The organism is Actinokineospora spheciospongiae (assembly GCF_003182415.1).
In the GTDB taxonomy this organism is placed as follows: Bacteria; Actinomycetota; Actinomycetes; order Mycobacteriales; family Pseudonocardiaceae; genus Actinokineospora; species Actinokineospora spheciospongiae.
The window spans coordinates 284,350-305,771 of sequence record NZ_QHCP01000001.1 but is presented as its reverse complement, the minus strand read 5'-3'; the positions used below and the strand labels follow the sequence as shown (position 1 = coordinate 305,771).

The 21,422-nt window shown below is 75.4% G+C and carries 15 protein-coding genes; 6 read left to right on the top strand and 9 right to left on the bottom strand.

Translation table 11 applies throughout. The annotated features are described in order from the left end of the window. Positions 1-17: 17 nt before the first annotated feature. From DFQ13_RS01270 to DFQ13_RS01260, 3 genes are all read left to right on the top strand, one after another. Positions 18-611, top strand: a complete 594-nt coding sequence (locus DFQ13_RS01270) for a Vps62-related protein (protein WP_110078485.1) — start codon at positions 18-20, stop codon at positions 609-611. Continuing rightward, on the top strand, positions 608-6,835 hold the full coding sequence (locus DFQ13_RS01265) for an FG-GAP-like repeat-containing protein (RefSeq protein WP_110078484.1): 6,228 nt from the start codon (positions 608-610) through the stop codon (positions 6,833-6,835). The genes DFQ13_RS01270 and DFQ13_RS01265 overlap by 4 nt, the downstream gene beginning before the upstream one ends. A 121-nt stretch (positions 6,836-6,956) precedes the next feature. After that, on the top strand, positions 6,957-9,713 hold the full coding sequence (locus tag DFQ13_RS01260) for a helix-turn-helix transcriptional regulator (protein WP_181399784.1): 2,757 nt from the start codon (positions 6,957-6,959) through the stop codon (positions 9,711-9,713). Positions 9,714-9,821: 108 nt separating this feature from the next. On the opposite strand, the gene DFQ13_RS01255 is transcribed toward DFQ13_RS01260, so the two are convergent. From DFQ13_RS01255 to DFQ13_RS01225, 7 genes are all read right to left on the bottom strand, one after another. Next, positions 9,822-10,373, bottom strand: coding sequence for a hypothetical protein (locus tag DFQ13_RS01255; RefSeq protein ID WP_110078482.1), 552 nt, complete (start codon positions 10,371-10,373; stop codon positions 9,822-9,824). 52 nt (positions 10,374-10,425) lie between these two features. Then, positions 10,426-11,760 carry a hypothetical protein gene (locus DFQ13_RS01250; RefSeq protein WP_110078481.1) on the bottom strand — a complete coding sequence of 445 codons (1,335 nt, stop codon included), beginning with the start codon at positions 11,758-11,760 and terminating at the stop codon, positions 10,426-10,428. Next, positions 11,757-12,542: an ABC transporter ATP-binding protein gene (locus tag DFQ13_RS01245; RefSeq protein WP_200873525.1), complete on the bottom strand. Its 786-nt coding sequence runs from the start codon at positions 12,540-12,542 to the stop codon at positions 11,757-11,759. The genes DFQ13_RS01250 and DFQ13_RS01245 overlap by 4 nt, the downstream gene beginning before the upstream one ends. A 24-nt stretch (positions 12,543-12,566) precedes the next feature. After that, a complete protein-coding gene (locus DFQ13_RS01240) occupies positions 12,567-13,445 on the bottom strand; it encodes a zf-HC2 domain-containing protein (protein ID WP_110078480.1) in 879 nt (292 codons plus the stop codon). Then, positions 13,442-13,963, bottom strand: a complete 522-nt coding sequence (locus DFQ13_RS01235; protein ID WP_233438212.1) for an RNA polymerase sigma factor — start codon at positions 13,961-13,963, stop codon at positions 13,442-13,444. Before DFQ13_RS01235 ends, DFQ13_RS01240 begins: the two co-directional genes overlap by 4 nt. A 160-nt stretch (positions 13,964-14,123) precedes the next feature. Next, positions 14,124-15,377 (bottom strand): multidrug effflux MFS transporter, encoded by a 1,254-nt coding sequence (locus DFQ13_RS01230; RefSeq protein WP_110078478.1) that lies wholly within the window; start codon positions 15,375-15,377, stop codon positions 14,124-14,126. Positions 15,378-15,467: 90 nt separating this feature from the next. Further along, complete coding sequence (locus DFQ13_RS01225; RefSeq protein ID WP_110078477.1) at positions 15,468-16,328, bottom strand: helix-turn-helix transcriptional regulator; 861 nt, start codon at positions 16,326-16,328, stop codon at positions 15,468-15,470. Positions 16,329-16,442: 114 nt separating this feature from the next. On the opposite strand from DFQ13_RS01225, the gene DFQ13_RS01220 reads away from it, so the two are divergent. Then, positions 16,443-17,501 carry an aldo/keto reductase gene (locus DFQ13_RS01220; RefSeq protein WP_110078476.1) on the top strand — a complete coding sequence of 353 codons (1,059 nt, stop codon included), beginning with the start codon at positions 16,443-16,445 and terminating at the stop codon, positions 17,499-17,501. Positions 17,502-17,549: 48 nt separating this feature from the next. On the opposite strand, the gene DFQ13_RS01215 is transcribed toward DFQ13_RS01220, so the two are convergent. Next, positions 17,550-18,104, bottom strand: a complete 555-nt coding sequence (locus DFQ13_RS01215; RefSeq protein WP_110078475.1) for a VanZ family protein — start codon at positions 18,102-18,104, stop codon at positions 17,550-17,552. A 117-nt stretch (positions 18,105-18,221) separates the two neighbouring features. Between DFQ13_RS01215 and DFQ13_RS01210 the strand changes: the two genes are divergently transcribed. Next, positions 18,222-19,058: an alpha/beta fold hydrolase gene (locus tag DFQ13_RS01210; protein ID WP_233438211.1), complete on the top strand. Its 837-nt coding sequence runs from the start codon at positions 18,222-18,224 to the stop codon at positions 19,056-19,058. Here DFQ13_RS01210 and DFQ13_RS01205 read toward each other — a convergent pair. Continuing rightward, positions 19,045-20,046, bottom strand: coding sequence for an LGFP repeat-containing protein (locus tag DFQ13_RS01205; RefSeq protein ID WP_110078474.1), 1,002 nt, complete (start codon positions 20,044-20,046; stop codon positions 19,045-19,047). The two genes, DFQ13_RS01210 and DFQ13_RS01205, sit on opposite strands and share 14 nt — an antisense overlap. A 185-nt stretch (positions 20,047-20,231) precedes the next feature. On the opposite strand from DFQ13_RS01205, the gene DFQ13_RS01200 reads away from it, so the two are divergent. Continuing rightward, positions 20,232-21,356 carry a DUF4185 domain-containing protein gene (locus tag DFQ13_RS01200; RefSeq protein ID WP_110078473.1) on the top strand — a complete coding sequence of 375 codons (1,125 nt, stop codon included), beginning with the start codon at positions 20,232-20,234 and terminating at the stop codon, positions 21,354-21,356. Positions 21,357-21,422: the final 66 nt, after the last annotated feature.

Here is a 21,422-nt window from a genome sequence, read left to right as displayed (position 1 = left end):
CGAATCGAGGTCGGTCGATGTCGGAAGTCCAGCAGGGGCCGAGGGACGACGCGCGCACCGGGTTCCCCGCCACGGTGCAGCGCAGCACCACCGCGAAGTTCGAGTGGGTTTGGAGCGACGCCGGGTCGGGCGCGCACGGCGACGTGGCGGTCTGGCGGCCCGTCCCGGAGGACGGCTGGTACGCCCTCGGTGACTACGCCCAGGGCGACTACACCAAGCCCGCCGCGCTCGCGGTCACCGTGCGGCAGGTCGGCCTGTCCGACCGGCCGCTGCTGAAGGCGCCGGTCGGGTTCACGCAGGTGTGGAACGACAAGGGTTCCCGGGGTGACCACAACGGCGCGATCTGGTACCCGGAGCCGCCGCCGGGGTACGTGTCCGTCGGGTTCGTCGCCTCGCACGGGTACCGGGCGCCGGAGGTGGAGCACTACGCCTGCGTCGCGTTGCAGTGGGTGGAGGCGACCGGGGTCGACCACAAGATCTGGAGTGACGCGGGGTCCGGGGCGGGCAAGGACGTGAGCCTGTACCGGCCGGTGGACGCGAACTCCACCTTCGTCGCCCAGGGCAACTACTCGCCGTGGGCGGGCGTCGCCTACCGGTTGCTGTCGTCGTGAGCCGCACGCTGGAAGCGCCCGACCGCGCGGAGGTCGAGCAGGCCGGGGGCGAGTGCGCGACCGGGCTCCGGTGCGGCACCTTCGAGGTCGACGCGGGCGGGCAGGCGACGTACCGGTTGGCGATCGCGGTCCCGCCGGGGATCAACGGGGCGCAGCCCGACCTGGCCCTGGTCTACGGCCACCACCGGCGCAACGGGGCGCTCGGCGTCGGCTGGGACCTGGCGGGGCGGTCGGCCATCTCCCGGGTGAAGGCGACCTGCGCCGTGGACGGCTTCACCGGCGCCGTCACCTTCGGCCCCGACGACCGCTTCGCCATCGACGGGCGGCGGCTGGTCGCCGTGGACGGCGCCTACCACGCCCCCGGTGCCGTCTACGGGACCGAGCTGGGCGACCACAGCCGGGTCGTCGCCGGGGACACGCCCGCCGAGGGCTTCCGCGTGACGACCCGCTCCGGCGCCGTGCACCACTACGGCAGCACACCGCAGAGCCAGGTCCTCGCGGGGGCGCACGTCTGCGTGTGGGCGCTCAGCTCGACCGAGGACCTCGACGGCAACCGCGTCGAGTACACCTACTCCCCCGCCGCCTCCGGTTCCCGCTACCTGAGCCGGATCGCCTACACCGCCCGCGCCGACGGCACGGCGGCGAACCGGTTCGTGGACTTCACCTACGAACCCCGGCCCGACCCGATCACCGAGGCGGTCGGCGGGCACCTGCTGACCACGGAGCTGCGCCTGGCCCGCATCACCGTGTCGGTGGCGGGCGAGGTCGTGCGCACCTGGGACCTGGCCTACGGCGTGAGCGCCGCGTCCGGGCTCAGCGTCCTCACCTCCGCGACCGAGTCGGGCGCGGCGGCGGACGGCTCGCCCGCCCTGCCCGGCACGGCGTTCACCTGGCGGGACTCGGCGCTGCCCCGGTTCGACGTCGGCGAGCCGTGCTGGATCGGCCCCGACGTGCCGGGGGTGCCCGACGTCACGGTGGTCTCGGTGACCGGCAGCGGTCGCACCGACCTGGCCCGGTTCTGGACCGACGAGGACGGCAACCTCGGCGTCTCGACCTGGCTGGCCACCGCGGCGGGCACCTTCACCCACGGCCACGACGACGTGCTCGGCGCCTTCCCGCCCCGGCACCACGTCCTGGCCGCCGACCTCGACGGCAACGGCCGGACGGACCTCGTGGTCGCCTACGCGGACGGGCCGCGGCAGCGGTTGCGGTTCGCGGTGTTCCTGGCCACCGGCACGGGGTTCGCGGCCGCGGGCGAGCCGTTCGACACCGGCACCGCCTGGGACGCCACGCACCTGGCGTTCTTCGCCATGGACGTCAGCGGCGACGGCCGCACCGACATCGTGCAGGCGTACAGCTCGCCCGACCCGGAGCGCGGCGAGGTGTTCGCCCTGCGCACCCACCGCTCCGAGTACGGCACCGGCGGCACGTTCTCCGCCGCGACCACCAGCGTCACCGGCGACCCGGCCCGGCTGCCGGGCCTGCTCGGCTGCTGGCCGATGGACGTCGACGGCAACGGGATGGTCGACCTGGTGCGCGCCTGGCGCGACGGGGACGACCGGATCGCGGTGGCGGGCTACGTGTCGGTGTGCGCGGCGGACGGCGAGGTCTCGTTCGGCCGGGTCGTGCACAGCTCGCTGCCCGGCCACGCGGGCGCGGCCCAGGTGGCGCTGCTGCCGGTCGACGTCAACGGCGACGGGGTGCAAGACCTGCTCCAGGTGTGGGAGGAGCCGGGTCGGGACTCGGTCACCTCGCACCTGTCCGTGCTGGTCTCGACGGGCGCGGGCGCGTTCACCCGGGGCGCGGACGCGGAGTTCCCCGGGCTCGCGCTGTCGGACGGGGCGGTGTTCGCCGCCGACCTCAACGGCAACGCCACCACCGCCGTCGTGTGGCAGGGGCGGACGGCGGACGAGATCGTGTTCACCCCGTTCGTGGCCTCGCCGTCGGGGGTCTACCGGCGGTTGCCGTCGTTCAGCGGGGGGCCGGTCGGGGTGGGCGCGGACCGGTCGGTGTTCCTGCCGGTGGACGTGAACGGCGACGGCCGGGCGGACCTGGTGCGGTTGGACGCGCTCGGCGAGGGGGCGGTCCGCGCGACGCCGTACCTGTCCTGCGGGGCGCCGTTGGACGTGATCACCGGCATCACCACCCCGCTCGGGGAACGCGTCACGATCGACTACGCGCCGCTGTCCGACCCGGAGGTCTACGAGGTGTCCCGGGCGCCGCGCTTCCCCGACGCGACCGCGTTGCGCCACCCCGGTCCGCTGACGCCGACCGTCGGCCCGGTGCAGCGGGTCCTGGGCAGCGCCCTGTACGTGGTGTCGGCCCACGAGCGGTCCACCGACCCCGGCCGCAACCGCTTCCCGCTCACCGACCGCCGCAGGTCGACCTACCGGGACGCGGCCCTCGACCTCACCGGCCGCGGCTGGTTGGGCTTCGCCTCGCGGACGGTGCTCGACGTGGGCACCGGTCTGCGCACCACGACCGCCTACCGGCAGGACTTCCCGTTCACCGGCCGGGTCGCCGAGGTCCGGGTGGAGGCGGTCCCCGTGCCGGGCGGCGACCCGCGCGTGCCCCCGGGCAGCCCGCCGCTGCTGCTGTCCACGTCGACGTGCGCCTACGACAGCCGTACGACCGGACCTGTGGTCGAGGTGCTGCTGACCTCGACCCTGGAATCGCACTACGACTACGGCGCCGACCGGTTCGACCGCGCGTACGCCCACCGGTTCGGCTACGACGAGTTCGGCAACCGGACGCTGGACGCGGACCTCGGGCAGGTGGACCCGGCGGGCGTGCCCGTCCGGCCGGGTGAGGCGGTGTACCGGCACCGGCTCTACGACAACGTCACGACGCCGACCGGCTGGTCGCTGGGCCACCTGCGCTACGACAAGCTGACCGCCAACGCCGACGACCCGGACACCACGGCCTTCGTCGAGGGCGACCACAGCCTGCGCCGGTACGACCTGGCCCCGGGCACCCACCACGTCGTGTCGGTGGGCGGGTGGGACGACACGGGCGGCGCGTTCCTCCGCACCGCCTACGAGTACGACCGGTTCGGCAACCGGGTCGCGGAGACGCCACCGGGCGGGCGCACCACGCGGCACGACTACGACCCGGACCACCACACCTACCCGATGCGCACGGTGCACCCGCCGGACGACCACGGTGTGTCGCTGGTCGAGTGGTTCGGCCACGACCCCCGGTTCGGCGCCCGGATCGCGCACGTCGACGCCAACGGGCAGGTGTCGGTCGAAGCCCTCGACGCGTTCGGCAGACCGGCGCTGCGCCAGGTGCCGGTGGACCCGGGCACCACCGACCCCAACGCGGTGCCCGCGTGCGTCACCGGCACCGGGGAACTGCGGCGGCGGTTGCGCGCGGCGCCGGTCGTCACGGTCGAGCGCACGACCCGCCGGTCCCGCGCCGGGGGCGAGCAGGTCGTGGTCGTCGAAGCCCTGCAAGCGTTCCCGACCGGTGCGGGGCGCTCGTGGGCCACCACGCGGACCCTGGTGGACGGGCGGGACCTGACCCGGCGGACCGAGCGGGAGACCGGGCAGCGGCGCGGCGCCGTCGTCGAACTCACCGACCACGACGCCCGCGGCAGACCGGTCCGGCGCAGCCTGCCGTTCTTCGCCGCCGACCCGGTCCCGGCGTCGGTCACCACCCGGTACGACGTGCTCGGCCGCCGCATCGGCCACGACGTCCCCACCGACGCGGGGACCTCGTCCACCACCTGGTACCACGGGCCGCGCGGCGTGGTGACGGAGACGACCGCCGACGCGGTGCGCCGCCTGGTGCACCGGCGCTACGCGGGCACCGACCGGGTGCGGCTGGTGGTGGCCGACCCGGACGGCCTGGCGGCGCGCACCGCGTTCGGGTTCGACCCGCTCGGCAGGCCGGTGCGGGCGGTCGACCCGCCGACGGCGACCACCCCGACCGGTGTCGCCACGACGATCACCCGCGACTCGCTCGGCAGGCGCGGCACCTACGACTGCCCGGATCTCAACCCCGTCCCCGCACCGGGCCGGGTGGCCGTCCGCCACCGGTACGACCCGGCGACGGGCCTGCTCGCGGGCGAGACCGACGCGGCGGGCGGCACCACCGAGCACACCCACGACCACCTGCGCCGGGTGGTCGGGACGCGGCTGTCGGACGGGCGGACCATCGAGTACGCCTACGACCTGGCGGACACGCCGTACGGGCTGGGCAGGCTGTGCGGGGTGCTGGTGCGCGACGCGCAGGGTGCGGTGCAGTCGCGGCGCGAGTTCGCCCACGACCGCCGGGGCGACGTCGTGCGGACGACGCTGACCGTGGCCGGGGAACGGGCACCGTTCACCACCGAGCGGGTGTTCGACCCGCAGCGGCGCGTCGTGCGGCGCACCCTGCCCGACGGCGCGGTCGCGACCGCGACCTACGCGGGCACGCGGCTGGTCGAGCAGACCCTGGGCGGGGCGCGGGTCAGCCGCCCGCTGGCCGACCACGACGCGTTCGGGCTGCCGACGACCGTGCGGCACGGCACCGGGTCCACCACGACCACCACCCGGTCCCCGGCGGGCGCGCTCGTGGCGGAGCGGATCGACGGGGCGGGCGGTCGGGTGCTCGACCTGCGCTACACCCGCGACCGGCTCGGCCGCACCACGGCGGTCGACGACGTGCTCGACCCGGACCGCTCCACCGCGTACGGCTACCACGACCAGCGCCTCGTCCGCTTCTCCGCGGGCGCGGACGCGCTCTACGAGTACGACCGGTCGGGCAACGTGCGCGGCAAGGACGGCGTCTCCTACGACTACCACGCGCACTTCGCGCGCAGCGGCACCCGCGACGGCGACGCGGTGTACCGGGCGGCGCAGGACGCGTGCGGGCGCACGGCGACGCGGGAGTGGGACGGGACGCGGCTCGCCTTCGCCTACGACGGGCTGGGGGCGCTGCGCGAGGTGCGCGAGGTCGACGGGCCGCCGGTCCTGACCGTGCTCACCGACCACCAGGGCCGCGCCCTGCGCCGGACGGCGCGCGACGGGGCGGTGGAGGTGGTCGTCGACGACGACTACCGGGTCCTGCGCGACCCCGGCGGCGCGGAGGTCGTCGAGCGGTACCTGCTCGACGGCTCGGGCGCGGTCGCGCTGGTGACCGGCGCGGCCGGGGTGGAGACCACCACCTACTTCCACCGCGACCCCAAGGGCAGCACCACCCACGTCCTCGACCAGGCCGGGGCGGTGCTGGCGCGGGTGTCCTACGACCCGTACGGGCGGTGGCGGCAGGAGGTGGGCGCCGCGCTGCCCGGGCGCGCGTACGAGAACCGCCGCTGGCTGCCCGACGTCGGCCTCTACGACTTCGGCGGCCGGTACTACGACCCGGAACGCGGCCGCTTCCTGACCCCGGACCCGGGGCCGGGCACGTCCGACCCGCTGCGCGCGGACGCGCTGAACCGCTTCGCGTTCGAACTGGACGACCCGGTCGACCGGGTCGACCCGTCGGGGTACAGCACCGACTGGATCGGTGGGCTGGTCCTGGGCGCGGTGCTGGTGGTCGGCGGTGTCGCCGTCATCGCCAGCGGTGGCGCGCTGGGGCCCGCCGTGGCGCTGGTCGCCTCGACCGCGGTGGCGGAGATCGCCACGGGTGTCGTCGTCACGCTCGGCTACGCCGCGCTGAGCGCCGGGCTCTCGGCGGCGTCGTACAGCCTGGGCCACACGAAGGTCTCCGGTGGGCGGTTCTGGGCGGGCCTGGCGGTCAACGCGGCGGTCGGCGCCGTCGCGGGTGCCGCGACCGCGGGCTTGGGAACGGCCCTGTACGCGGGTGTCACCGCGGCGCTCCTGCGCACCGCGGCGTCCCAGTGGGCCGCCGAGCTCGCGGGCGTCGGGGCGTACGCGGCCTACGGCGCGATCACCGGCGCGACGAACGGGGTGCTCCTCCAGCTCACCGCCAACGGTGTCGACCGCGACATCGTGGGGCTGGACGTGGGGCTCGCCGACGGCCTCGGGGAGTCGGCGCTGTGGGGCGGGATCGCGGGCGGGATCGCCGGGGCCACGGGCGCCGCGTTGCAGGCGGGCGGCGGGAGGTACCAGCGGTGGCGCTTCCCCCGGCAGGGGAACGCGCCCCGGGAGCCGTCCTGGGACGAGATCGGTGTCCAGGGCAGCACCAACCTGGTGGCGAACACGCTGTGGATGGGCACGGCGTCGGTCTACGAGCTGTACCGGTCGCTCGTGCCGCAACCGTGGCACCTGTTCTCCTGACCCCGCCGAGCCGGCCGCCCGGGGCCCCGGGCGGCCGGTTCACCCTTCCGGTGCTCGGCCATTCGGCGTAGTGTCGGGAGCCGTTCGCTGTGGTCCGGGTGGAACCCACCGTGGAGGAACCGTGCGGAGCGAGCCGCCGTTCGTCGGCAGGCGGGCCGAACTCGGGCGGCTGGCCGAGGCGGTGGCCGTGGTGTGCCGGGGTTCGCCGCGCACCGCCTGGGTCCTCGGTGAGCCGGGCATCGGCAAGACGGCGGTGCTGCGCCGGGCGGTGGCCGCGCTCCCCGGCCGGTTCACCGTGTTGGAGGCCGCGGCCGACCCGGCGGAGGAACTGCTGGAATTCGGGATCGTCGACCAGCTCGTGCGCCAGGTCGCCCCGGCGGTGCTGCTGCGCGTCGCGCCGCTGCTCGCACCCCCGATCCCGCCCCGGACGCCACCGCTGGTCGTCGGCGCGGCGCTGGTGGCGCTGATCGGCGCCCTCCAGTCCACGGGCCCGGTCGCGCTGGTCGTGGACGACGCGCACTGGGTGGACCCGCTCTCGGCGCAGGCGCTCGGCTTCGTCCTGCGCCGCATCCGGGCCGACCGGGTGCTGGTCGTGCTCGCCTGCCGCGACGACACCGCCGCCGCGCTGCGCCACCTCGAACGCGGCCAACCGGGCCCGCTGACCCTGGAACTGGCGGGGCTGACCGCCGCCGACGTGACCGCGCTGTGCCGGGCGGTGCGCGGTGTCGCGCCGCCCGCGCCCGCCGGGGAGCGGCTGCTCGCGCACACCCGGGGCAACCCGCTGCACCTGTGCACCCTGCTGCGCGAGGTGCCGCACGACCTGCTCGCCGACGACCGGGTGCCGCTGCCGGTCCCGCGCCCGCTCGTCGCCGCCACCCGGTCCGCGGTGGACCGGCTGCCCGCGGCCACCGTCGCCGTGGTCGAGGGGCTGGCCGTGCTGGACGAGGCCGCGGCACCGGCGCGGGCAGCGCACGTCGCGGGCGTGCCGGACGCCACCACCGCGGTCGCGCCCGCCGTCGCGGCGGGACTGGTGTGCGCGGCCGGGCGGGGACCCACCGGCCGCCTGCGGTTCCGGCACCAGGTGTACCGCGACGCCGTCTACGCCGCGATCGCCCCGGACCGGCGGGCGCGGCTGCACGGCCGCGCCGCCGAGGTCACCGACGCCGCGAGCCACTGGGCGCACCGGGTCGCGGCCGCGACCGGCGCCGACCCCGACCTGGCGGCGGACCTCGACGACGCCGCCGCGCGCGCGGCGGACCGAGGCCACCACCTGCTGGCCGCGCGGTACTCGCGGTGGGCGGCCGACCTGTGCACCGTCCGCGCCGACCACGAGCGCCGCCTGCTGCTCTCGGGCGTGCACGCCGCCTGCGGCCCCGACCGCGCGGCGGCGCGGGCGCTGCTGCCGGAGGTCGAGCGCTGCGCGGAGTCCGCGCTGCGCTCGTTGACCGCAGGCCTGATCGCGCTGTTCGGCACCGGCGACTGGCTGGCGGCGCGCAGGCACTTCTCGGCCGCGCTCGACCGCTCGCGCGGCAGCGGGGACTGGGTGGAGGCCGTCGCCGCGGCGGGCCTGTCCGGCGCGCAGGTCTGGTCCGGGCGGGGGCGCGAGGCCCTTGAGCACACCCGGCACGCGCTGCGGCTGGGCGGGCTGCCGGTGCGGCTGGCCGACTTCACCACCGTGCTGCTGGCCGTGGCCCGGTGCCGGGTGGACGGCATGGCGGGCGGACTGTCCGAATTGGACGACCTGCCCGCCGACCCGGCCGAGGTGCCGCCGGACCGGCTGGACTCGCTGGCCTGCCGGGGCGCGATCCGCACCATGCTCGGCCGCTTCACCGCAGCCGAGCACGACCTCACCACGACCATCCGCCACCACGGCGCGGGCTGCCACCTCATGTCCGGCACCACACCCCACTCGTACCTGGCGGCCCTGCACTACGCCCGCGGCGAGTGGGACCGCGCGTCGGTCCTGGTCCACCAGGCCCTCTCCCTCGCCGACGACGACGAACAACCGCACCACCGCGCCCTCCGGCACATGGTGGCCACCCTGGTCCCGGCGGGCCGCGGCGACTGGGCCACCGCCACCGCGCACGTCAAGGCCGCCCGCGGCAGCGCGGAACGGGCCGCGGGCCCGCAGGACCGCAAGTACGCCGCCATCGCCGCCGCCACCCTCCACCAGGCCCGCGGCCTGCCCGCCGAGATGCTCACCGCCCTGCACCCCCTCACGGGGGACGACCCCGACGGCACGCACGTCTGGTGGCACCTGTGGTGGCGCCCGCTGCTCGTGGAAGCCCTGCTGGGCACCGGCAGGCGGGACGAGGCGGCCGAACACCTCGCCGCCCTGCGCACCCACGCCACCGAGTACCTCCGGCCGACCCTGCTCCGCTTCGAACTGGCGCTGACCCCGGAGCGGGTGCCCACGGGAACGAAGGCCCGCGTGGCGGAACTGGCCCGGCGAGCGCACCCGCACTCGTTCGCCCAAGCGCTGCTGGAAGCCGACCTGGGCACCAGGCTCGCCGGGGAAGGCGCCACCACCGCCGCCGCCCCCTTCCTGCGCAGCGCCCTGAACCGGTTCACGGCCCTGCGCGCCACACCGTTCGAACACCGCGTCCGCCGCCACCTGGGCGGGGACCGGGAACCCGCCGCGTCCCCACTGGCCGGTCTCTCCCGCCGCGAGGGCCAGATCGCGCACCTGGTCTCACTCGACCACACCAACCGCGAGGTGGCGGCCCAGCTCTACATCACCACCAAGACGGTGGAGTACCACCTCCACAACATCTACTCGAAACTGGGCGTCGCGGGCAGGCGCCAACTGCGCGAGCGCGTGGCGGCGGCCGGGGCCGCTCCCCCGGCCCACCCCAGTGCTCGCGGAACAGGTGCGTGACGTCCGGGGTCGTCCCACTCCCGACGCCCACGGGGGCGCGCCCGGCCACCACCGTGCGGGCTCGTGGCCGGGCCGTCCTGGCCTGGAACCGACCGCGCGGACCGCCGGTCAGCGGCGGCAGCCGAAGGCGCTGTGGACCAGCAACCCCACGCAGCCGAGGGTGACAGCGGTGGCGGTCGCGGCGGTGCTGGTCTCCGGTTGGGCGGGCCAGGTCAGCACCGCGCCGACGCCGTCGGCCGGGGGAACCACCAGCGTGAGCGCCGCCCAGGTGACCGGGAGGGACCAGGCGGTGGCGGCGCCGAAGGCGGTGGCGCCGAGCGCGGCCAACCCGGTCAGGCCCACGACGTCGCGCAGCAGGACCCCGGCGGCGGCGGGGGGAGCCGCGAGGAGGAGCAGCCCGACGAGGAGCGCCGCGCCAAGCAGCAGGTGGGCCGCCCGGCGGGGTGGCCAGGCGAAGGCGGCGGTGCGGTCCAGTGCCGGGTCGGCGCTGCCGAGGCTGGTGGCGAGGGCGGCGGCGCCGATCGCGGCGGCCAGGGCGGCGGGGCGGGGATCGGCCGCGTCCTCGGCGAGCAGACCGATGGGGACCGTGCCGAGCACCGCCGCGACGGCCGTGGCGGGGACGCGGCGGGAACGGGCGTACAGCAGCGGCCAACGGCTCACACCGGCTCCCCGGGAACAACGCCACAGGCGACCGCCGCCGGGTGCGGGCGGGTCACGCGGGTTCCCCGGTGAGGGCCGTCCACGCGGTGCCGGTGCAGGCGGCGAGGGATTGGCGGGCGGCTTCGACGTGGGCGCGCTGGTCGGCTGCGGGGCGGGCGTTCAGGGTGGTCAACGCCTGTTGCGCCAAAGGGTTCAGCTCCGGGTCTTCCTCGCCCAGGTAGTTGCGCAACGGGGTCAGGTGGCCGGTCAGCCAGGCGGTGGTCACCGCGCGGGCGACGACCTCCCGGTGCGGGGAACTGTCACGGGCGTTGCACTCCCGGGTGCCCGCGCCCTCGACGAGGAGTTCGGTGATGCGCGTCGCGGGCAGTGGGGTGGAGCGGAAGTACACGAGGTCGTCGAGGTCGAGCCAGACCGTGTCGGTGGGTTCCGGGCCCCGGGGTTCTGGGCGGACCGGATTGGGGAGTTCGCGGACCTCCGTCGGTGGTGCGGGGAGTTTCGACAGCAGGGCCAGGGCTTCGCGGGCCGGACCGGCGAGGGCGGCGCGTTCGCGTTCGTGCGCCCGGGTGAGGCACAGCCCGTCGGCGCACGCGAGTTCGGCGGCTGCCGGGTCGGCGGCGGTCGCCTCGGCCGAGGTCGTGGGGAGCAGTGGGAGGGCCAGGGCGGCTCCGGCGAGCAGCGGCAGCACACCCGACCACCACCGGCGCAGGGCGAACAGCAGGACCCCCGCCACCGCCATCCCGCCGAACCACAGCGCCTGCCCCGCGCTCACCGACCCGGCGGTGTGCGCGAACACGCTCCCGGGGCGCGTCGCCGAGGGTCGCAACAGGACGAACGGGTACCCCTCGTCCCCCGCCGCCTCCGCGACGACCATCAACGCCATCGCACCCACCGCCAGCAACGGCGGGGTCAGCGGCGACGGCAGCAACCGGCCCACCCCCATCCCCAGCCACGCGGCGGCGACCAGCGACAGCAGGCCGACCAGCGCCACCGGCACCCACCCCAGGCCCAGGTGACCCGTCTTCGCCGCGACCTGGACCCCACCGACGACCACCACGACCAGGTAGGCCACCAGCAGCGCGACCGCCAACGCGGCCAGGGTGCGGGCCGCCCGCTGCGCCCGCGGCCTCGGCGTGGACGCGAACAGCTCCTCGACGCCGGACCGCCGGTCCCGCAACCCCTGCACCGCCCCGGCCCCCACCGTCAGCGGCCAGGCGAAAACCAGCGCGTAGCGGACCCACTCGGCCATGGACCACCACTGCCGGGTCCACGCGGTGCTGCCCTTGCCCGCCGGGGGCAACCAGAACAGCAGCCCCAGCAGGAGGACGACGACCAACCCGCCGAGCACGGGCGCCGCAGACCGGCGCAGTTCGATGCCGAGGACCCTCACCAGGCACCCCCGAGCAGCGCCGAGTAGCCACGCTCGATCGGGCTGTCGCCGACGTCGTCCGGACCGCCCTCGGCGGCGAGTTCGGCCGGGGTCCCCTGGAACACCACCCTGCCCGCGGCGACGAGCACCACGTCGGAGCAGGCGGCGGCGACGTCCTCGACCAGGTGGGTGGAGACGACCACGCAGGTGTCGGTGCCCAGCTCGTGCAGGAGTTCGCGGAACCGCACCCGCTGCCCGGGGTCCAGGCCCGCCGTGGGTTCGTCGAGCAGCAGCAGCTCGGGGTCGTTGACGATCGCCTGGGCGATGCCCGCGCGACGGACCATGCCCCCGGAGAGCGACCTGAGGCGGTCATCGGCGCGGTCGGCGAGCCCCACGCGTTCCACCGCGCGCTGCACGGCACCCGCGACCTCCCGGCCGGGCACCTCCTTGAGCCAGGCCATGTACTCGACGAACTCCCGCACCGTGAACCGCTTGTAGTGGCCGAAGTCCTGCGGCAGGTACCCGAGGCGCCGCCGCACCGCCCGCAGGTCACCCCGCCCGGTCAGCGGCTCCCCCAGCACCTCCACCTCACCGCCCACGGGCCGCAGGACGCTGGCCAGGCAACGGATCAGCGTGGTCTTGCCCGCGCCGTTGGGTCCGAGCAGCCCGTGCACACCGCACCCGAGCCGCAGGTCCACGCCGTCGACCGCCACCCGCCTGCCCGCCCGCACCCGCAGGCCCTCCGCCCGCACCTGCCAGGCGTACTTCGTCGGGGCGACCTCCGCCGCCGGTACCGCTCGCACGATGTCCTCCTCCATCCGGAAGTCCTAGAGCTGCGCGAAACGCGCGGAACGCAGAGCCACCACGGCAACGCCCCCCACCAGCGCCGCCGCCCACACCACCCACACCCCGAGGACGACCGGCACGCCCCCGAGCACGACGGCGGGCCCGATCACGAGCACCACCCACAGCCCCACGGTCACCCGCGCGGCCAGGCGCACGCCGATCACGCTCCCCAGCGCGAGCGCCACGGCGGTGACGGCCAGACTCGGCAGCAACCAGTACGCGGGCGACGCCCCGGTCACCCGACCCCCGGCGAACAGCGCGGGCAACACCGCCAGCAACACCGCGAACGTCCGCCGCAGCACCATTTCCAACCCCGCCCGGGCGGTCGAGGCCACCAGGTCGTGCGCGGGGTCCAGGTACCGCGACCACGCCCCAGCCACCCCCAGCACCGGCACCACCGGCGCGACGAGCAGCAGCAACGACGGCGCGGAGTCCCCGGGCGCGATCAGGTCCAGCAGCAGCGCCCCCGACACCACGAACACCGCCATCGCCAGCCACGGCACCAACGACGGCACCGCCCACCGCGAGAACCGACGCCGCACGACAACGCGCCTGCGCCACGCCACTCCCCCGGCCACCTGTTCTCCGGAAGCCGCCCCCCGAGCAGCCTTCTCGCCGTCAGCCTCCTCCCAGGCGCCCGGCGCCCGGGGAACGGCTGCCGGGTCGCGGGTGACCGGGTCGAGGGTGGCCCACACGGACTCGGTCAGCGCGGTCACCGGCGGCGGTGCCGCGTCGGCCAGGCGGAGGCGGCAGGTGCCGCAGGTCTCCAGGTGGGCTTCGAGGGCCCACAGGCGGTCGGCGGGCAGGGTGGCGCCGGTGGCGTAGCGGCTGATCAGGTCGGCCGGGGCGTGTTCGGTCATGACAGTGCCTCCCGCAGGGCGATCCGGGCCCGCCGGGCGCGGGTCTTGACGGTGCCCTCGGGGACACCCAGCAGGACGGCGGTCTCCCGGACGGTCAGCCCGTCGAGGACCATCGCCTGCAACACCTGGCGCAGGTCCGGCGCCAGGTCGCGCAGCGCCCCGCCCACCGCGTCGTCGAAGGTGCCCGCGAGGACCTCGTCCTCGGCGGCGGGCACCGGCTCGGCGGGTGGCAGCGGCCTCTCCTGCCGCGCCCGCCGCCGGAACGCGTCGACGAGCCTGCGGGCCGCGATCGTCCACAGCCACCCGACCGCCGTGCCGTCCACGGCGGACCCGGCGAACGACCCGGCCGCCCGCCACACCGCCAGGTAGGTCTCCTGCACGACCTCGGCCACGACCTGGTCGTCCGAGCACCGCCTGCGCAACCGCACGGTCAACCACGGCGCCGTCCGCCGGTAGAGGTCCTCGAAGGCCGCGCGGTCACCCCTGGCGACCGCCCGCACCAACTGTTCCTCGTCCACAACCGGCAAGACGACCACCGAGCCGGAACGGTTCTCCGATCGAAGTGGTGTGCGTCACACCCACTCGGCTCCACCCGTGAGCCGAGTCCCGCAGAACGCGGAACCACCCGCGTCCCCCTGGTCAAGGGTGACGCGGGTGGTACCAGCCGGGGCCGGGAGGTCAGGCCACCGCCACCTCCGCGCGGCGGGTGCGCACGCGGGTCGCGGCGAGGGCGGCCCAGGCGATCAGGACGCCCGCGGTCATGGTCAGCGCCATGGCAGGCGCGTCGTTGCCCAGGACGCCGACCAGTGGGGCGATCAGCGCGCCGAGGCCGAACTGGGTGGCGCCGAGCAGCGCCGCCGCCGTGCCCGCGGCCTCGCCGTGGCGGGACAGGGCCAGGGCGGGGGCGTTGGGCAGGACGAAGCCGACCGCGCCGAGCAGGAGCAGCAGCGGGACCAGGAAGCCGATCAGCCCACCGAGGCCGGTCGCGGCGACGGCGACCAGGACCGCGCCGAAGGCGGTGGCGGCGGCCAGCGCCCACAGCACGATGCGCTCGGCCGACCACCGGTTCAGCAGCACCACGTTGACCTGCGACGCCCCGATCAAGGCGACCGCGCCGATGGCGAAGACCAGGCCGAACTGCTGCTGGTCGAGGCCGAAGGTGCCCTGGAGGACGAACGAGGAGCCCGACACGTAGGAGAACAGCGCGGACATGCCCAGGGCGGCGACCAGGGCCAGCACCACGAACTGCCGGTCGGTCACCAGCGAGCGGTAGGTGCGCAGGACCGGGCCGAACGAGCCGGTGCGGCGGCGCTCCGGGGGCAGGGTCTCCTTGAGCGCGAACATCGCCACCAGCATCAGCGCGAAGCCCAGCACGGCCAGCGCGGCGAACACCCCGCGCCACGAGCCGGTCAGCAGGATCGCCGCGCCCAGCGACGGGGCCAGGATGGGCGCGGCGCCCATGACCAGCATCAGCCGCGACATCATGGTGGCCGCCGCGCGCCCGGTGAACAGGTCGCGCACCACGGCCAGCGCCACGACGGCGGCCGCCGCGGCGCCCACGCCCTGCAGGGTGCGCAGCAGGCCGAGCACGACGACGTTCGGCGCGACCAGGCACAGCAGCGACGCCAGCACGTGCACGGCGGTGCCGATGATCAGCGGCAGCCGCCTGCCGAAGGCGTCGGAGAGCGGGCCGATGACCAACTGCCCGAGGCCGAGGCCGAGCAGGGTGCCGGTCAGGGTGAGCTGCACCGCCGACGACGACGCGGACAGGTCCTCGCCGAGGGCGGGCAGCGCGGGGAGGTACATGTCGATGGTGAGGGGGCCGAGCGCGATCAGCGCGCCCAGCACGAAGATGACGCGCACGCGCGCGGCACCGGTTGGCGACTCTGCCAACTGCTCGGGTGGGGACGGGTGCAGAGCTGCCTGTTCCATGCGGACCCTTCGCTGTGGAGTTGGTGACCCCACAGGACAGCGACCGCGGTCGCCCGGGTTATTCCGGATCGGGCGGAGCGGCGGAACGGATCACACCGCGCCCGCGCTCAGGCCGGTGGCGAGCAGCCGCAGGCGCTCCTCGGTCGGCGAGCCCTTGGGCGCGGTGTAGGTGCACAGCCGCACGCCGGGTTCGGCGGGGACGTTGAACGCCCCGAAGGTCAGCAGCAGCTCGCCGACCTCCGGGTTGTTGATGCGCTTGACCCCGTGCGGGCCGTCGACGACGTCCTGGGCGTCCCAGAGGCGGCGGAAGTCCGGGCTGGACTCGCGCAGGCCCCACACCACCTGGTTGACCCGGCCGTGCTCGGGCAGGCTGCCGAGTTCGGCGCGCAGCCCGGACACGGTGCTCGCCGCCGCCTGCTCCCAGTCGGGGAAGAAGTCCCTGGCGTCGGGGTGGCGGAACAGCATCAGGGCGGCGTTGCGGTCGGCCGGGGGCAGGGCGTCGTAGTCGAAGGCCAGCCGGGCCGCCAGGCGGTTCCAGGCCAGCAGGTCGGTGCCGGGGCCGTAGACCACCGCGGGGACGTGGTCGGCCAGCGCGTCGAGCAGTTCCCGAAGCTGCGGGCGGACCGGGGGCAGGTCGACCGACCCGCACGCCCCGATGGCCGCGCGGCGCCCCGGGTGGGTGATGTTGCGCAGGTAGGTGTGCTCGGTGTCGGTCAGGCACAGGGCGCGGGCCACGGCGTCGAGCACGGCCTCGGAGATCGCCGGGGCACGACCCTGCTCGATGCGGGTGTAGTAGTCCACGCTGATGCCCGCGCGGGCGGCGACCTCCTCGCGGCGCAGGCCGCGCACGCGCCTGCGGACCAGGCCGTCGGGCAGGCCGAGGGCGGCCGGGTCGAGCGCCGCCCGGCGCGACTTGAGGAACGGCGTGACCTCGTTCTCGACGTGACCCATGGCGCCCATTGTCCCGGGTGGTTCTGCCAGGCCCAGGTTGAACCGTGCCTGGTGCGCCCGCGCGGCCGGGCGCAGGGTGGTGGGGAAGCAACCGGCAGTTGGAGGGCACCACCCATGAAGCGCAGGATTCTCGGCGGCACCGGCATCTCGGTGAGCCAGTACGCGCTCGGCGCCATGATGTTCGGCGCCATCGGCAACACCGACCACGACGAGGGCGTGCGGATCATCCACCGCGCGCTGGAGGCGGGCATCAACTTCGTCGACACCGCCGACATCTACTCCGACGGCGAGTCCGAGGAGATCGTCGGCAAGGCGCTCAAGGGCCGCCGCGACGACGTGGTGCTCGCCACCAAGGGGCACGGCTCGATGGGGCCGGACGCCAACCACGGCGGCAACTCCCGGCGCTGGCTGGTGCGGGAGCTGGAGAACAGCCTCCGCCGCCTCGGCACCGACCACGTCGACCTCTACCAGGTCCACCGCCCCGACCCGAACACCGACATCGACGAGACGCTGGGGGTGCTCAGCGACCTGGTCCGCGCGGGCAAGGTGCGCGCCATCGGCAGCTCCACCTTCCCGGCGGAGCAGATCGTCGAGGCGCAGTGGGTCGCCGAGCGGCGCGGGCACGTGCGGTTCCGCACCGAGCAGCCGCCGTACTCGATCCTCGCCCGCGGCGTCGAGGCGGCCGTGCTGCCCACCGCGCAGAAGTACGGCATGGGCGTGCTGACCTGGGGGCCGCTGTCGGCTGGCTGGCTGTCGGGCCGCTACACCCGGGCCGAGGACGTGACCGGCGGGCGGGCGACGACGGAGGCGCACAAGTTCGACCCGTCGCTGCCGGGGAACGCCCGCAAGCTGGCGGCGGTGGGTGAGCTGGCGGAGCTGGCCGCCGAGGCGGGCCTGCCGCTGCCGCACCTGGCGGTCGGGTTCGTGCTGGCGCACCCCGCGGTCACCGCGGTGATCACCGGCCCGCGCACGATGGGGCAACTGGAGAGCCTGCTGACCGGGGCGGACACGGTCCTCCCCGCGGACGTGCTGGACCGGATCGACGAGATCGTGCCGCCGGGCACCGACCTCAACCGGGCCGACAGCTACTACAGCCCGCCCGCCCTCGCGGACAGCTCCCTGCGCCGCCGGGCGCACACCGCACCGGTGGGCAGCGCGCTGCGCCCCGCCTGACCGGACGTGAACGGGCAGCCGGGACGGGCCCCACATCCGTCCCGGCGCTCACCCGTGCCGCACCGGTTCCCGGTCGACCTGCCGGTCGCTGCCGACGAGGGTGTTCACGGCGGCCCCCAGCACGGCCGCCGCGACGATGCCGATGGCGTTGTGCAGGAAGTCCTGGGTCTCGCACACCCCCTGGCCGGTAAGGGTCTGGGCGAGTTCGATCCCGGCGCTGGACACCACCGACACCACCGACACCGACAGCGGGCGGTGGGTGGCGATCACCGCGAAGAAGGCGAACGGCATGAACAACAGCACGTTGAGCAGTTCGTAACCGCCGGTGAGGGACACGCCGTCGAGGATGCAGAACGGTTCCCCGTAGGACACCACACCGGGCATGGAGGCGAAGTCGGGGCGGTTGCGGGACAGGGTGACCGCGAGGACCAGCGCGGCGCCGAGGCCCGCGAGCAGCGCCGGGACCGGCCGCCACCCGTACCGCCGGGCGCCCAGCAGCGCGCCCGCGCCGAGCAGCACGCACCCGGCCACCAGGCCCACCGCCACGAGCGGTCGGTCCAACAGCATCCACACCGTGCTCAGCAGGTCATCGATGTCCGGCATGTCCACCCCGTCGATCGTCGGGCGCGAGCGCCTCCCGCGCCCACTACACGCCATGTGTATACACCATGGTTATAGATGGGCGGCGATTCTGTCGGTGGGTGTCGGTAGCGTGACCGGGTGATCGAATCGCGAGCGGTGCGGGTGGGGAGCGGACGGGTCGTCCGCGCGCACGACAGCGGTCCCGCAGGCGGGAGCGGCCCGGTGGTGATGTGGCACCACGGGTCGCCGCAGACCGGGGCGCTGCTGGAGCCGGTGCTGGCCGCGGCGGCGGAGCGGGGCATCCGGGTGCTGTCCTACGGGCGCCCCGGGTACGGGGGCTCGGACCGGGTGGCGGGGCGGGACGTGGCGTCGGCGGCGGGCGACTCGGCCGCGGTGGCGGACGCGTTCGGGGTGCGGGAGTTCGCCGTGGTGGGGGCCTCGGGCGGGGGTCCGCACGCGTTGGCGTGCGCGGCGCTGCTGCCCGACCGGGTGCCCGGCGCCGTGTGCCTGGCCGGGATCGCGCCCCGCGACGCGGGGTTCGACTGGTTCGCGGGCATGGTCGCGCCCGGCGGGTTGCGCGCGGCCGTCGAGGGGACGGCGGCCAGGGCGCGGTTCGCCGAAACCGAGCAGTTCGACCCGGAAAGCTTCATCCCGGCCGACCACGAACTGCTGGCCGGGCCGTGGTCGGCCCTCGGCGCGGACGCCCAGCGCGCGGGTGCGGCGGGCCCCGACGGGCTGGTGGACGACGACGTCGCCTTCGCCCACCCGTGGGGTTTCGACCTGACCGCGATCACCGCACCGGTCCTGCTGGTGCAGGGCGGGCGGGACCGCGTGGTGCCGCCCGCGCACGCCGACCACCTGGCCGGGCTGCTGCCCAGGGCCACCGCGTGGTCGCAGCCGGACGACGGGCACGTGTCCGTGCTCCGCGAGTACCCGGCCGCGCTGGACTGGCTGCTGGCCGCTACCTCGGGGTGATCCAGGTGCCCGCGGCCGGGGTCCAGTGGACCACCGCGGACTCGAAGGTCTGGTCGAAGCCGCCGCCGGGGCGCGCGACCTCCTCGGTCACCGGGTAGCCGAGGGCCCGCTCCCGGCCGCCCGCCTCGAACGCCCCCAGGATCGCGCCGTGGACGGCCTTGGCGCCCGTGGCGGGCGACCACAGGAACAGGCCCTTCTCGAAGTACTGGTACCGGCCCCGGGTGCCGACCGGGCTCGCGGCGGCGGGCAGCTCGTCCATCGTCGGGAAGCCCCAGCGCACCTCGGAGTCGGTGGCCCAGTAGCGCTCCAGGATCACCCCGTGCACCGCCCGGGGCGGGGCGCCGGGGTGCCAGATGATCATGCCGTTGCGGAACTGGGTGAACCGGCCGCCGAGCCGGGCGTCGGCCTCGGCCCGGATCGGCGGCCCCAGCACCCCGCCCGCCCCGCCGAGGGCGGCGTACTTGTCCCCGATCAGGCCGTAGGGGGCGAACGCCTCGTCGCGCTGGGCGGTGGCGATGCCCTGGGCCTGGTCGTAGCGCTCCGGGAACGCCGAGCGCTGCACCGCCTGGGCGAGTTGCCCGGCGGTGCTGCCGAGGTACGCGGGCTCCAACTGCTGGGCCACCTCGAAGAACTTGTTCGCCGCGTAGCCCACGTCGAGGATCTGCCCCGCGCTGCCCCAGCCCTGCGACGGCCGCTGCTGGAACACCCCCAGGGAGTCGCGGTCGCCGCAGCCGAGGTTGTTCATGTGCGACTCGACCCACCCCGCCTCGAACCCGGCGAGCATGACCTTCGCCGAGACGCCGCGGCGTTGGCCGACCTCGTAGACCTTGCGGGTGACGGCGACGTCGCGGTTCGCGGGGACGCCGCAGGCGGCGGGCAGGAAGCCGGTGCCGAGCGGGCCGGGGATCGCCGGGGCCGCCGCCGCGGGAGCGGCGGCGAGGGCGGTGCCGAGCAGTGCCGTGAGGACAGCGGTGAGCGGTCGCAGCATGGTGTGGTCCTCGCCGGGTTCGGGGCGGTACGGGGAAATCGTGCCCGTTCGGCGAGACCGGGTGACATGGCTGGCACACAGCGGCCACAACTGGGAAAAATTGGTCACCTCGGGCACCGGGTCAGCGGTTGCGGGCGTGCGCACCGCACTCCGGAGGTCGGGGGAACAGGGCCAAGGAGGCGGTAGTGCGGCAGGTCAGCAGGCGGTCGGCGTTGCGGATCGGGGTGGGCGGCGCGCTCGCGGCGGCCGGGGCGGTGGCGCTGCCGGGTACCGCCGGGGCCTCCGGGGTGGCCCCGGTGCCGGGCACCGACGAGGTGACACCGCCGGACGCCCCCGCGGCGGTCGGCGGCCGGAAGGTGCGCGACCTGACCGGCCCCGAGGAGACCGGGGCCTTCGCCGCGCCGTGGACCGACCTGGGCATCCCGGTGCGCTGCCCGGACGGCTCGGTCCTGCTGGTGTGCGGCGACTCCTTCACGGGCAGCGGCGTGGGCGCCGCCGACTGGCGCGCGCCGATCGCCCTGCGCTGCCCGGACGGCGCGCCCGACGCCCTGCTGGTCACCGGGAGCGTCGGCGGCGCGCACGCCGAGCAACTCGTGCCGGAGGACCACCTCCCCCTCCCCGGCGGCAACAGCACGGCGATCCCCTCGGACGCGTTCACCATCGGCGACACCATGTACCTGCACCTGATGCGCGGGGTGATCCACCAGACCGAGCACAGCGACCTCTGGCGCTCCCGGGACAACGGCAACACCTGGGAGTACCTGTGCAAGTGGCCGGGGAACCAGCACGCGGGCCAGTTCCAGCAGAAGACCTACGCGGTGGCGCAGGACGGCTACTGCTACGTGCTGTCCACCGCGTTCAACCGCGACACCAGCTCGGGCCTGCTGCTGCACCGGGTCCCGCACGCCCGCGTCGGCGAACCGGCCGCGTACGAGCCGTGGGGCTTCGCCGACGGCGCGTGGCGCTGGGGAAACCCGCCCACAACCGTTGCCAGGCAACGCGAGTGGGGCGAGATCTGCTTCCGCGCCATGGGCGGCAAGTACGCGCTGACGTGGCTCAACCTGGACCCGGTGTCGATCAGGGCCCAGGTCTTCGCCCTGCCCACGTCGAACCTCCACACCACCCCCGAGCAGACGATGATCACCGCCACCGCCCCCGGCAAGGAAACCGGCACCGCGGTCGCCCACCCCTACGGCGGTTTCATCGTCCCCGGCTCCACCTTCGCCGATTTCCACATCACCGTGAGCCAGTGGTACGACGCGCAGAACTACCGGGTGATGCAGTACCGAATCACCGGCCTGACGAGCTGATCGGATCGCCGCGGGCGTTCCCGTTTCCGCGCGTCCGTTGCGCTTGATTCCGCAGTGCCCCATCCG

Coding starts and splice junctions, on each gene's coding strand:
- DFQ13_RS01270 (WP_110078485.1), top strand. CDS start 18: ATGTCGGAAGTCCAGCAGGGGCCGAGGGACGACGCGCGCACCGGGTTC.
- DFQ13_RS01240 (WP_110078480.1), bottom strand. CDS start 13,445: ATGACCGAACACGCCCCGGCCGACCTGATCAGCCGCTACGCCACCGGC.
- DFQ13_RS01230 (WP_110078478.1), bottom strand. CDS start 15,377: ATGGAACAGGCAGCTCTGCACCCGTCCCCACCCGAGCAGTTGGCAGAG.
- DFQ13_RS01225 (WP_110078477.1), bottom strand. CDS start 16,328: ATGGGTCACGTCGAGAACGAGGTCACGCCGTTCCTCAAGTCGCGCCGG.
- DFQ13_RS01220 (WP_110078476.1), top strand. CDS start 16,443: ATGAAGCGCAGGATTCTCGGCGGCACCGGCATCTCGGTGAGCCAGTAC.
- DFQ13_RS01215 (WP_110078475.1), bottom strand. CDS start 18,104: ATGCCGGACATCGATGACCTGCTGAGCACGGTGTGGATGCTGTTGGAC.
- DFQ13_RS01205 (WP_110078474.1), bottom strand. CDS start 20,046: ATGCTGCGACCGCTCACCGCTGTCCTCACGGCACTGCTCGGCACCGCC.